The following is a 12121-nucleotide window of genomic DNA, read 5'->3' on the forward strand; positions in this document are numbered from 1 at the left end:
CAGCGCCGGGTGACACTTCGATGATTTGTCGTCACTCATCGTGTCCAAAGCCGCCGACCAGGCGAATCCCCGCCAGAAACCCACCAGGTAGAACTCGCTTCCGTAACCCTTTGCGCACATCCCGTTGACCACAGTTACGCGGGGCCCTACCTTCCCCCTTGGTCTCCACCGCGCGCAGACCGTTCGGAAGTCCTGAGGATTGGGTGGGGATGCGAGGGCCGACGAAGAAGTCCCGGCTGGTCGCGACGCTGCTCCTGGGTGCGGCGCTCGCGCTCGGGGGCTGCTCGGAGCAGCTGGGCAGCGGCGGCGGCCCCGCGCCGGCGGCGACGCGGATCGCGTTCGTGCCCAAGGTCGCCGACATCCCGTACTTCCAGGCGATGAACACCGGCGGCCTCGAGGCGGCGAAGCAGCTGGGCGTGCAGTGGTCGACGGTCGGTCCGAAGACCGTCGACCCCGCCGAACAGGTCGGCATCGTGCGTGACCTGATCGCGAAGAAGGTCGACGTCATCGTCGTCGCGCCGAACGACCCCGCCGCGCTCGCCCCGGCCATCGCCGAGGCGCGGGCGAAGGGCATCCACGTGCTCACCTCGGACACCGACGCGCCCGGCACGCAGCGCGAGGTGTTCGTCAACCAGGCCAGCGCCGAGGGCATCGGCGCCGCCCTCACCGACGCGCTGATGAAACGGACCGGCGACGCGGGCAAGTACGCGATCGTCTCGTGCGGCCCGGCCGCGGCAAACCTCAACACCTGGATCTCGGTCCAGAAGGCCTACACGGCCGCGCACTACCCGAAGGCGCAGATCGTCGAGACCGTGTACGCGGGCGAAGACCAGGACAACGCGACGAACCTCGCCAAGGAGCTGATGGCTCGCCACCCCGACCTCGACGGCATGGTCGGCGAGTGCACGACGTCCGCGCCCGGCGTCGCGAAGGCCGTCCGCGAGCAGCAGAAGATCGGCCAGGTGTTCACCGTCGGCGTCGGGACGCCGCAGTCGATCAAGCCGTTCCTGCTCGACGGCTCGTGCTCCCAGTCGGTGCTGTGGAACGTCGAATCGCTCGGCTGGCTGACCGCGTGGACGGCGAAGCAGATCGCCGACGGCAAGCCACTCCAGGCCGTCAACAAGGTGAGCCTGGAGTTGCCGGCGGTGAAGTACGACGCCGCGTCGAAGACCGTCCTGCTGGGCGATCCGCTGCTCATCACCGCCGACAACGTCGACCAGTTCAAGTACTGACGGCTACCGCACGTCGATCGTGACCGTCGCGGTGCTCGTCGCCGCCGGGAGCTTCGCCGTGTCGACCGCGAGGTACTCGCCGTCGTCCTGGCGGCCGTCCGGCAGCGTCTTCGGGTGCAGCGCGTACGGCGGGGCCGCGTTCGTCACGCCGTCGATGCCGAAGTCGTTGTCGTTGCTGATCACGAGGGTCCGGCCACCGTCGGTCGTCGCGACCCCTTCGACCTTGTCGTGCCCGAAGAAGCCACCGCTCGGGTCGAGCCCGCTCACGAGCGCGCCCAGGTCCAGGTACAGCTTCTTGCTCACCGGCCTGATCCCGGCGGCGGCGAGGTCCTTCGTCGCGTCGGCCGTGGTGTCCTTGCCGACGTAGGCGTCGATGCTCTTCCCGCCGACGAGCAGGCCGCCCTTGACGGCGTCGTACCCAGCGGCCCGCGGGCCGACGTCGGTGGCGCCGGTCAGGTCGATCTCGAACAGCTTCTTGTACGCGCCCGGCTCCATCTTGCCGTCGCGCTCGTCGACCAGGAAACGCGTCGCCGAGAGCGCGGTGATCTCGCTGACCGCGGTGCCGGTGGTGTCCGGGTCGTCGAGCAGGTAGAGGTACTCGTGCGTGGCGCGGGTGCGCAGGTCGACGGTGACGATCCGCAGCGTGGTGACGTTGCCCGGCTTCTTCGTCAGGTCCGGCTGCTGCAGCGCCGACTGCATGACGCCGACGAGCGCCCGGCCGTCCGGGGTCAGCGCGAGGCCTTCCATACCCTTGTTGGGCACGCGGTACTTCAGCTCGGCGGGCAGCGAGCCGTCGAACGGCGAGAGGCGCTCGATCGCCCGGCCGTCGCGGCCGAAGTGGGTGATGAAGGGGCCGTACTCGTCGGAGACCCAGAAGGTGCCGTCCTTCTGCGCGACCAGGCCTTCGGAGTCGTAGCCGTTCGCCGACTTCGGCAGGACGTTCCCGTTGAGGTCGACGATCTTTTCGCCGGTGTCCGCGAGCGGGCTGACCTGGCCGTTGTAGGGCGTGCCGTCCTGGGCGCGCAGCGGGATGGCCTTTTCCAGCACGGCCTTGCCGTCGCGGAGCCGGAACTTCCCGATCGCGGGGGTGAACGCGGGCAGCGGCTCGATCTTGCCGCCGTCGGGGGCGTCGACGTTCGGGCCGCGGTCGGTGAGGCCGTAGAACTCGTTCTTCCCGCCGGGCACGGGGGTGAGCGCGGAGCCGTACGCGCCGCCCTTGATCGGCACGCCGCCGATGGTGGCGAGGGGCTTGAGTGTGGTCGGGTAGAGCTTCACCGCGTCGGAAACGGTGTAGGTGAAGGAATCCCGGCCGGTGAAGCCGGGCGCGGGGGTGTACCGGAGCGTGCCGTCGGCGGCGACGTCGACGGTCCCGTGCGCGGCGGCGGTGTGCCGGACGACGGCGGTGGCGCGGTCGTTGCCGAGCAGGCCGGCGGTCAGGGTCCGCCCGGTGTGGGTGCGGAGGTGGTCGTCCTTCGCCCGCGGCCCGTGGTCGTGCGCCTCCGCCGGACCGGCGGCCAGTGGCAGCGCCAGCACCCCGGCGACCAGGGCGATCGTTACCCGCTTCATCCCGTTTCTCCTCCTCCGGCGCGTAGACGGCGCCGGAGGAGGAGTCTTCGTGGCCGAAGTGGACATCGGCCGGCTTCGAGAAGGCCGGGGCGTTAACGGTCGGGCCAGTGGGTTTGCCGCACCACGTCAGCGGTGCCGGCGGACGTGGCCGACCGCGGCTCCGCCGCCCAGGACCAGGATCAACGCCGTCAGACCCCAACGGCGTTTCTCCTGCGTCTTCACCGCTGTGCCCTCGACCACCGGCTCCGGTTTCTCCGTCGGCTGCGCGTGCCGCTTCGACGGTGGCGGTACCGGCTCCACGGCCCTCGGCGTCGGCGTGACGACCGAGGTCGGGGTGGGCGTCGGGGTCGAGACCACCGCCGCCGGCTGCTCCACCGGCGGCGGCTGCGACGGCGGTGGGGGCTCCGGCGCCGGCGTCGTCGGCGTGGTCGGCGTCGTCGAAGGAGGTGGCGTCGGATTGGGCGGCGGTGAATTGGGCGGTGGCGAGTTCGGCGGCGGAGAAGGAGGAGCCGAGGTCGGGGACTCCGAGATCGTCGTGGGCGGGTTCGGCGGGGGCGGCGGCGGAGCGGCCTCGGCGAAACACCCGGCCGCGTCCCCGCTCACCAGCGCCGGCCCGGTCGACACCTCGACCGCCGGGCCCGAACCGTCCCGGGCCAGCCGGTAAGTCACGCTCCGGCGCGCGTCCCGGTTCGCCGTCGCGTAGATCGTCCCCGGCCCGAGCACCACCGACCCGTACGCGCCCCCGGGCGGGAACCGCAGCCCCGGCACCACCATGACCTTCCCCGTCGACGGATCCAGCGTCACCACCGAACTGTCCCCACGCGAAGACGCCGAGACCCCGTAGAGCAGGCCGGACGACGAGTCGTACGCGAAGTCGTCGACCCCCACCGCGAGCGACACCGGCCGCAACGCCGTCCGGTGCACCACCCGCACGTAGTCCGCGGAAGCCGGGTCGATGTCCACTGTGTACAGATCGCTGTTCTGCCGCACGTACCAGCGGTTCCCGGCGATCGCGCCCGCCGTCGCCCCGGTGACCTGGCTCCACACCGGACGCCGCGCGCCCGCCCGGCCGACCACGCCGAGGTCCGTCACCGACCCCGACGCGTCGATCCGCACCGCGTGCGCACCGTGCTCGTACCGGCCGCGGCGCGTTCCGTCGGCGACGCCGTAGACGACGCCCTGCGAAGCCGAGTAGCCCATCGCGTTGATCCAGTACCCCGCCTGGGTCAGGCGCTTCGTCGCTCCGTCGGGCAGGGACAGCAGCCGCAACGTCGTCGGCGCGCCGTAGCGTTCGTTCTCCGCCTGCAGGATCGTGCAGCCGTCCGGGGCCGGGGCCGCCGCCGGGTGGCGGGTGGACGCGGGCGCGAGCCAGCCCGTCGCCGCCAGCACGGCCGAGACCGCCGCGGCCACGCCGAGCATCGCCGCCCAGCGGGCCCGCCTGCCGGTCAAGCCAGCCTTGCCAGCGCGCCGGTGAACGCCTCCGGCGGGATCTTCGCGCCCCCGCTGAACGGGTTCTGCAGCTGGTGGATCGCGAACAGCAGCAACGTGATCGTGCCGGCCAGGGTGGAGACGATGATGACGTGCGCGGCCAGCCGCGTGCCGCCGAAGAGGTTGGGCAGCAGGATCGCGGTGATCAGGCTGCCGAGGATCAGCGCGAACCAGACGACCGCCCCGACCCCGCCGCCGGTGGCGTTGTTCAGCCGCTGCGTACGGGCCTGGTAGACCGACCAGAGCTGGTTGCTCGCCTCGGTCTTGCGGTCGATCTGCCAGTCGCCGTCGACGTCGGCGGCCGCGACGGCCTGGCGCATCTGGTCCAGCTGCGTCCAGCCCGTGGCGGGGATCTCGCCGCCGTCGGACAGCCGCGGCCACTCCTGCTGGGCGACGGTCTGCGCGTAGGCGATGGCGAGCTGGTGCACCCGGTCCTTCGTCTCGGCCGGCAGCGCGTCGGCCGCCCACGTCACCGCGACCAGGCTGTCCGCCTCGGTCTGCGCGTCCTGGCTCGCGGCGCCGACCGAGTCGAACAGCGAGATGAGCACGAACGCCACCAGCACCGCGTGCAGCCCGCCGACGATGGTGAACACCTGGCCCGCGGCGTCGTTGTTGTCCGGCCGTCCCTCGTCCCAGCCGAAGCGGCGGACGAGATACGCGATCACGCCCCCGACGAGGGCCGCGCCGGCCACCCAGAGACCGCCGGCCACGAAGATGTTCATCCACGTCCTTTCCCGCCGGGCGGATGCACCGCCGGATCGCTCAAGTTAGTCACCCATTTCCGGGCGGACAACCGAGAATTGTTCGATTCATCCGAGTGGCCTCACCCAGGCCGCGACCATAGCCGGTTCGGCGCAGTTCACCGGACCCGGGGCAGCCCGCACCGCTCCCCACTGCGACGACGGATTCCCCTTACGAGCCCGGATGTTCCCGACCGGGTGACGGCCCGGAACGGCGGGTGATGACCGGCGGCCATCCAACGGGAGATGCTGCCCGAAATAGCCGGAAACCAATCAGGTGATCGTCCCGCCGACCCGATCGTGTCATTGTGCGGCCGGACGCCGTTGCTATGTTGATTCTTCGTTGCCAGCTTGGGTATTCCCGGCTTCCGAATGATTGGGTGGTTCTCTGTGACTGTCACCGACCCGGTGGACTCCGACCAGGCACCGCTGAGCCTCGGACGGGCCGCGGCCCGCACCTTGGCCACGACGACCAAGTCGGTCCCGCAGATGCAGGGCATCTCCTCCCGCTGGCTGCTCAAGCTGCTGCCCTGGGTAGAGGTTTCCGGCGGCGCCTACCGCGTCAACCGCCGCCTCTCCTACGCCGTCGGCGACGGCCGGGTCACCTTCACCACCACCGGCGCCGAGGTGCGGGTGATCCCGCCGGAGCTGGGCGAGCTGGCGCCGCTACGCGGCTACGACGACGAGGAGGTCCTCGCCGAACTGGCCTCCCGCTTCTCCCAGCACGAGTACCAGCCCGGCGACGCCCTCGTCGAGTTCGGGTCCCGGGCCGACCAGGTGTTCCTCATCGCCCACGGCAAGATCACCAAAGTCGGCACCGGCGCCTACGGCGACCAGACCGTCCTGGGCACCCTCGCCGACGGCGACTACTTCGGCGAAACCACCCTCATCCGCAGCGACGCGATCTGGGAATACACCGCCAAAGCCGTCACCACCTGCACCGTCCTCGCCCTGCCCAGGCCGGTGTTCGAGGACGTGCTGTCCCGCTCGGAAACCCTCCAAGCCCACCTCGACGCGTTCACCGCCGGCGGCTCGAGTGCCCGCAACGACCACGGCGAAGCCGAAATCGCCCTCGCCTCCGGCCACGACGGCGAACCCGCACTCCCCGGCACCTTCGCCGACTACGACGCCCGACCCCGCGAATACGAACTCTCGGTCGCCCAGACCGTCCTGCGGGTTCACTCCCGCGTCGCCGACCTCTACAACCAGCCGATGAACCAGATCGAACAACAGCTCCGGCTGACCGTCGAAGCGCTACGGGAACGCCAAGAACACGAACTGATCAACAACACCGACTTCGGGCTCCTGCACAACGCCGACTTCGCCCAGCGCATCCCCACCCGCACCGGCCCACCCACCCCCGACGACCTCGACGAACTGCTCGCGCTGGTGTGGAAGGACCCCGGGTTCTTCCTCGCCCACCCCAAGACCATCGCCGCGTTCGGCCGGGAATGCACCAAAGCCGGCGTCTACCCCGACGCCGTCGACGTCGGCGGCCACCACGTCCCCGCCTGGCGCGGCGTCCCGATCCTGCCCTGCAACAAGATCCCCGTGACCGACACCCGCACCAGCTCCATCCTGCTGATGCGCACCGGCGAACAGGCCCAAGGCGTGGTCGGGCTGCACCAGACCGGGCTGCCGGACGAGTACCAGCCCGGGCTCAACGTGCGGTTCATGGGCGTGTCCGAGCAGGCGATCATGTCGTATCTGGTGTCGGCCTACTACTCCGCGGCCGTGCTGGTCCCGGACGCGCTGGCCGTGCTGGAAAGCGCCGAACTCGGCCGGGAGGCGTGATGCCGGAGCCCGCGACCCCGCCCCGCAAGCCCGACGCGGAACCGCCGCGCCCCGGGCCCGGCCTGCCGCCGTCGGCCTTCGGGCCGACCGGGCTCGGCACCGCCGCGGCCCGGGTCGTGCGCAAGCCCGCGGGCGCCCGTCCCCCCGAAGCACCCGAACCCGATCGGCGCGTGAACCCTTGACCGTCACCGAAGAACCGTCGTCACCGCCGTTGTCCCTGGGTGTCAAGGCCGCGCGGACGCTCACCACGACGACCAAGACGCTGCCGCAGATGCGCGGCATCACCACCCGCTGGCTGCTCTCCCAGCTCCCCTGGGTCGACGTCCCGGCGGGCAGCTACCGCGTCAACCGCCGCCTCACCTACACCATCGGCGACGGCAAAGTCAGCTTCTACACCACGGGCGCCCGCGTCCAGGTCGTGCCGGCCGAACTCACCGAACTCGAACTCTTGCGCGGCTTCGGCGACGAGACGGCGTTGAGCGCCCTCGCCGAGGCCTTCGAACAACGCGAGTACGAAGCCGGCGCCACCATCACCACGGCCGGCGAGCCGCTCGACACGCTGATCCTCATCGCCCACGGCAAAGTGACGCAGCACGGCCGCGGCGAGTACGGCGACGAAGTCACCCTCGGCACCGCGACCGACGGGGACCACTTCGGCGCCGAAGTCCTCGCCCGCGACGACGCGAGGTGGACGTTCACCGCCCGCGCCGCGACCCGCGTCATCGCGCTGGTGCTGCCCGCCTCCGCGTACGCACGGCTCAACGGCCGGTCGGAGTCGCTGCGGACCCACGTCGCCGAGGCGATCGGCCGGCCGCGGAAGCCGCAGAACAAGGCCGGTGAGGCGAGCATCGACCTGTCGGCCGGCCACGACGGCGAGCCGATGTTGTCGGGCACCTACGTCGACTACGACCCCTCACCCCGCGAGTACGACCTCGCCGTCGCCCAAACCGTCCTGCGCGTCCACAACCGCGTCACCGACCTCTACAACAACCCCATGAACCAGCTCGAGCAACAGCTCCGGCTCACCGTGGAAGCGTTGCGGGAACGGCAAGAACACGAACTGGTCAACAACACCGAGTTCGGGCTGCTGCATAACGTCGACCTCAAGCACCGCCTCACCACCCGCAGCGGGCCACCGACGCCGTTGGACCTGGACGACCTGCTCTGCCGGCGCCGCAAGACGAAGTTCTTCCTCGCCCACCCGCGCGCCATCGCCGCGTTCGGGCGCGAATGCACCCGGGCACGCGTCTACCCGGCCCCGGCTCTCCTCGACGGAAAGCGCGTCCAGGCCTGGCGTGGTGTCCCGATCCTGCCGTGCGACAAGATCCCCGTCACCGACACCGGCACGACGTCGATCCTGGCCATGCGCACCGGCGAGGACGACGCCGGCGTCATCGGCCTGCGCCCGCAGTCCCTGCCCGACGAGTACCAGCCCGGCCTCAACGTCCGGTTCATGGGCATCAGCGACCGCGCCGTGACGTCCTACCTGGTCAGTGCCTACCACTCCGCCGCCGTGCTCGTCCCGGACGCGCTCGGCGTCCTCGACGACGTCGAGATCGGCCGCTCATGACGACCATGGACTCCCGGACCGCCGCCCGCCCGCTCGCCGACGTCCTCGCGTGGAGCAAGAGCCTGGTCGACCCGGCTTTGCGTGCCGCGGCCGAGCGGCTGCCCGAGGCGATGCGGCGGATCGCCGGCTACCACTTCGGCTGGGAAGACGCCGAGGGCGCGCCGTCGTCCGCGGACGGCGGCAAGGCGCTGCGGCCGGCGCTCGTCCTGCTGTGCGCGGAGGCCGCGGGCGGCGTCCCCGCGGACGCCGTGCCCGCGGCCGTCGCGGTCGAGCTCGTGCACAACTTTTCACTGCTGCACGACGACGTCATGGACGGCGACACCACCCGGCGGCACCGGCCGACCGCGTGGACGGTCTTCGGCACCGGGCCCGCGGTGCTCGCCGGGGACGCGCTGCTGAGCGTGGCGTTCGAACAGCTGACGCCCGAGGGCGCGAGAGTGCTGTCCCAGGGTGTCCTCGAACTGCTGGAAGGCCAGGCGGCCGATCTCGACTTCGAGCAGCGCGACGACGTCACGCCGGCGGAGTGCGTCCTCATGGCCGGCGGCAAGACGGCGGCCCTGATCGGCGCGTCCTGCGAGCTGGGCGCGCTGCTCGCCGGCCGGCCCGAGGCGGTGCCGCGGTTCGGCGAGTTCGGCCGGTCGATCGGGCTGGCGTTCCAGCACGTCGACGACCTGCTCGGGATCTGGGGCGACCCCGCCGAGACGGGCAAGCCGGTGTACTCGGACCTGCAGAACCGCAAGAAGTCGCTCCCCGTGGTGACGGCGCTGTCGTCCGGCACGACGGCGGGCGCGGAGCTGGCGACGCTGTACTCCGGGACCGATCCGCTGGACGCCGTCGAGCTGGCCCTCGCGGCCACGCTCGTCGACGAGGCCGGCGGCCGCCAGTGGAGCCAGGCCCAGGCTGCGGCGCTGGTCGCGAAGGGACTGCGCGAGCTGGCGGCGGTGAACCCGGTCCCCCGCCCGGCGGCGGAACTGGCGGCCCTGGCCCGCCTGATCACCACCCGCACCCACTGAACCCCGTAACTCGCGTGATCAGGGACCGATCTCGCGTGATTGAAGCCGTAACTCGCGAGTTCCGTCTCTGATCACGCGAGTTACGGCTCTGATCACGGGAGTTACGGGTTACTTGCCGGGGCGGGTGAGGCCGTCTTTGTCCGCGTCGAGGCTCAGGATGTTCTTGTCCGTGTCTCCCAGGGCCTTCGTGACCTGCGTGGACGCCGGCGATGTCGACAAGTCGATCAGGCGGATCGGGGCGTCGAGCTTGATGTACGTCGGGATGTACTCGGCCTTGTCGACCTTCCAGCGGTCGCCGTCGCGGACGAAGCGGAAGCGGGCCGCCGCACCTTCCTCCGTGTCGCCGCGTGGTTCGGAGTGGCGGGCGACGCTGTTGCCGAGCCCGTAGGCGACCCACTTGTCGCCGATCTTCTCGAACGGCTGGACCACGTGCGCGTGGTGGCCGACGATCAGGTCGATGTCGTCCGACGCCAGGAGCTTCTTGGCCTGCGACCGCTGCTCGGCCGTCGGGTCGTGCTGGTACTCCACGCCCCAGTGCAGGCTCGCGATCACGACCTGCGCGCCGGCTTCACGTGCTTTGCGAGCCGCCGCCAGGACGTCGTCGACGTCGATCTGGTTGGCCAGCCACGGTTTCCCGGCCGGCACCTTGATGCCGTTGAACCCGAAGGCGTACGACACCTGCGCAACTTTCACGCCGTGGACGTCGAGGACCAGCGGTTTCGCCGCCTCCGAGGCCGACCGCGCCGAGCCGGTGTGCTTGATGCCGGTGGCGTCGAGCTTGTCCAGGGTCCGCTTCACGCCGTCGGCGCCCTGGTCGATCGTGTGGTTGGACGACGTCGAGCAGGTGTCGTAGCCGGTGTCCTTGAGCGCGTCCGCGATCTCGGGCGGCGCACTGAACGACGGGTACCCGCTGTACGGGCCGCCTTCCGGCGCCAGTGGCGTCTCGAGGTGGCAGATCCCGAGGTCGGCGCCGGAGATCAGCGGCTTGATCCCGGCGAGCAGCGGCCGGTAGTCGATCTTCCCCTTGCCGTCGGCCTCGGCCTGCTCGGTCAGCGCCGGGTGGATGAGGACGTCGCCGGTCGCGACGACGCTGAACGAGCCGTCCGGGGCCGCTTCCGGCGAAGAAGCAGGCGTCTCCGGGAACGGCGTCGGCGCCGGGCCGGACTGCGGCGGACTGCTGCACGCGGCCACCAGGACGGCGACCCCGGCGAGCGCGGCGACGCGGAGCTTCGTCATCGGTCCCCCTGCTGGTGTGGTCCGGCCATCCTGCCATCCGGACGAACCCGACACGCGCACCCTCCCGGTCAACGGAAACTTCCACCACAGTCGACAACACCGATCAGAACATTGTCACTGGACAAAACCGGACAACGCGCAGGACAGCGCCGAAAAAATACGATAAATCACTCGGGCGCGTGCCACGATGCAACTACGCAGAGTAGGTATCGCTCCGCTAACTGCGGCTTGACGCTGCACGAACGGGTGTTTTGTAATACCAGTCACCCAGCGGCGCCCCCACGCGCCACTCGAACCCCGGCCTCCTTGGGAGCAACGATGTCCCCACACTCGCACAGGCTGCGCACCTGGAGCGTTGTTGGTTGTTGTTTGATTTCCGGCGTCCTGATGGCTTCCTGCTCCTCCGGCAAGGACACCGCCGCACCGACGCAGCAGGCACCCGCCAACGGTAAGATCACCCTCTACTACCTGCAGAAACAGGGTGACCAGCAGTACTTCGTCGAGCAGGCGCAGGGGGCGCAGGAGAAGGCGAAGGAGCTCGGCGTCGAGCTCAAGGTCGTCAACCTCGGCCAAGACGCCAACAAGGCGATCACCGAGCTGGACGCCGCGGTCGCGCAGGGCGCGAACGGCGTCGCCATCGTCGTCCCGGACCAGGCCATCGGCCCGCAGGTGATCGACAAGGCGAAGAGCGCGGGCATCCCGATCATCGCCTCCGACGACGTCATCAAGGACGGCACCGGCGCGAAGGCCCCGTTCGTCGGCTTCAACGGCAGCCAGATGGGCGACTCGGTCGGCACCGAGGCCGGGAAGCTGTTCAAGGCCGCCGGCTGGACCGCCGCCGACACCAAGATCATCAGCGCCTACAAGCAGGACCTCAGCGTCTGCACGGACCGCGTCAACGCCGCGAAGTCGGCGTTCGCGAAGGCCGGCGACCCCGGTGTCCAGGTGATCGACGTCGGTACCGACAACTCCCCCGTCGACGCGCAGAACCGCTCCGGCGCGGTGATCGGCTCCAACCCGGGCGTCAAGCACTGGGTGGTCTGGGGCTGCAACGACGAGAACGAGACCGGTGTCGTCACCGCGCTCGCCAACTCGGGCGTTCAGGCGAACAACATCATCGGCGTCGGGCTCGGCGCGTACCTGGACTGCAAGGACTGGGCGGCCGGCAAGGACACCGGCAACAAGTCCGCGCTCTACATCTCCGGCGCCGAGGTCGGCCGCTCGGCGATCCAGGTGCTGGTGGACAAGGTGAAGAACGGCAAGGCGCTGCCCGCGGAGACGATCGCGAAGACCACGATCGTCAACAAGGACAACTACAAGCAGGCCGGCGTCAACTGCACCTGACCGATCCCGTCGTGAGTGCGTAACAGTGTTCTAACACTGTTATGCACGAGGGAGCGAACCCGTGTCTGACAGCGCCGTGTCCGAAGTGGACGCTCTGCCCGAAGCCGCCGAGCCGCCGCGGCCCCGCCGTGACCTCGC

General features: G+C 70.3%; 10 protein-coding genes. 6 read left to right on the top strand and 4 right to left on the bottom strand.

The window, feature by feature from the left end:
• Positions 1–209 precede the first annotated feature (209 nt).
• Positions 210–1232: an autoinducer 2 ABC transporter substrate-binding protein gene (locus AB0M59_RS46595; protein WP_364628536.1), complete on the top strand. Its 1023-nt coding sequence runs from the start codon at positions 210–212 to the stop codon at positions 1230–1232.
• A 3-nt stretch (positions 1233–1235) separates the two neighbouring features.
• Here AB0M59_RS46595 and AB0M59_RS46600 read toward each other — a convergent pair whose 3' ends face one another.
• From AB0M59_RS46600 to AB0M59_RS46610, 3 genes are all read right to left on the bottom strand, one after another.
• On the bottom strand, positions 1236–2798 hold the full coding sequence (locus tag AB0M59_RS46600; RefSeq protein ID WP_364628538.1) for an esterase-like activity of phytase family protein: 1563 nt from the start codon (positions 2796–2798) through the stop codon (positions 1236–1238).
• A 126-nt stretch (positions 2799–2924) separates the two neighbouring features.
• The gene (locus AB0M59_RS46605) at positions 2925–4247 is read right to left on the bottom strand and encodes a hypothetical protein (RefSeq protein ID WP_364628539.1); all 1323 of its coding nucleotides are present in this window, start codon (positions 4245–4247) and stop codon (positions 2925–2927) included.
• The gene (locus tag AB0M59_RS46610; RefSeq protein ID WP_364628541.1) at positions 4244–5008 is read right to left on the bottom strand and encodes a hypothetical protein; all 765 of its coding nucleotides are present in this window, start codon (positions 5006–5008) and stop codon (positions 4244–4246) included. The genes AB0M59_RS46605 and AB0M59_RS46610 overlap by 4 nt, the downstream gene beginning before the upstream one ends.
• 408 nt (positions 5009–5416) lie before the next feature.
• Here AB0M59_RS46610 and AB0M59_RS46615 point away from each other — a divergent pair, with 408 nt between their 5' ends.
• From AB0M59_RS46615 to AB0M59_RS46630, 4 genes are read left to right on the top strand one after another with little or no spacing between them, the layout of a single operon-like run.
• A complete protein-coding gene (locus tag AB0M59_RS46615) occupies positions 5417–6820 on the top strand; it encodes a family 2B encapsulin nanocompartment shell protein (protein WP_364628542.1) in 1404 nt (467 codons plus the stop codon).
• A complete protein-coding gene (locus tag AB0M59_RS46620) occupies positions 6820–7002 on the top strand; it encodes a hypothetical protein (protein WP_364628544.1) in 183 nt (60 codons plus the stop codon). Before AB0M59_RS46615 ends, AB0M59_RS46620 begins: the two co-directional genes overlap by 1 nt.
• Positions 6999–8390, top strand: a complete 1392-nt coding sequence (locus AB0M59_RS46625) for a family 2B encapsulin nanocompartment shell protein (protein ID WP_364628545.1) — start codon at positions 6999–7001, stop codon at positions 8388–8390. The genes AB0M59_RS46620 and AB0M59_RS46625 overlap by 4 nt, the downstream gene beginning before the upstream one ends.
• Complete coding sequence (locus tag AB0M59_RS46630) at positions 8387–9403, top strand: family 2 encapsulin nanocompartment cargo protein polyprenyl transferase (RefSeq protein ID WP_364628547.1); 1017 nt, start codon at positions 8387–8389, stop codon at positions 9401–9403. Before AB0M59_RS46625 ends, AB0M59_RS46630 begins: the two co-directional genes overlap by 4 nt.
• 108 nt (positions 9404–9511) lie before the next feature.
• Here AB0M59_RS46630 and AB0M59_RS46635 read toward each other — a convergent pair whose 3' ends face one another.
• The gene (locus AB0M59_RS46635; protein WP_364628549.1) at positions 9512–10639 is read right to left on the bottom strand and encodes a CapA family protein; all 1128 of its coding nucleotides are present in this window, start codon (positions 10637–10639) and stop codon (positions 9512–9514) included.
• Positions 10640–11008: 369 nt separating this feature from the next.
• Here AB0M59_RS46635 and AB0M59_RS46640 point away from each other — a divergent pair, with 369 nt between their 5' ends.
• Positions 11009–11983, top strand: coding sequence for a substrate-binding domain-containing protein (locus tag AB0M59_RS46640; protein ID WP_364628551.1), 975 nt, complete (start codon positions 11009–11011; stop codon positions 11981–11983).
• Positions 11984–12121: the final 138 nt, after the last annotated feature.

The sequence above is a fragment of the Amycolatopsis sp. NPDC051371 genome, from assembly GCF_040682155.1.
Taxonomy (GTDB): domain Bacteria; phylum Actinomycetota; class Actinomycetes; order Mycobacteriales; family Pseudonocardiaceae; genus Amycolatopsis.

Excerpts from the sequence above, each read along its gene's own strand:
- AB0M59_RS46595 (WP_364628536.1), top strand. The coding sequence starts at position 210 with ATGCGAGGGCCGACGAAGAAGTCCCGGCTGGTCGCGACGCTGCTCCTG.
- AB0M59_RS46610 (WP_364628541.1), bottom strand. The coding sequence starts at position 5,008 with ATGAACATCTTCGTGGCCGGCGGTCTCTGGGTGGCCGGCGCGGCCCTC.
- AB0M59_RS46600 (WP_364628538.1), bottom strand. The coding sequence starts at position 2,798 with ATGAAGCGGGTAACGATCGCCCTGGTCGCCGGGGTGCTGGCGCTGCCA.
- AB0M59_RS46635 (WP_364628549.1), bottom strand. The coding sequence starts at position 10,639 with ATGACGAAGCTCCGCGTCGCCGCGCTCGCCGGGGTCGCCGTCCTGGTG.
- AB0M59_RS46620 (WP_364628544.1), top strand. The coding sequence starts at position 6,820 with ATGCCGGAGCCCGCGACCCCGCCCCGCAAGCCCGACGCGGAACCGCCG.
- AB0M59_RS46630 (WP_364628547.1), top strand. The coding sequence starts at position 8,387 with ATGACGACCATGGACTCCCGGACCGCCGCCCGCCCGCTCGCCGACGTC.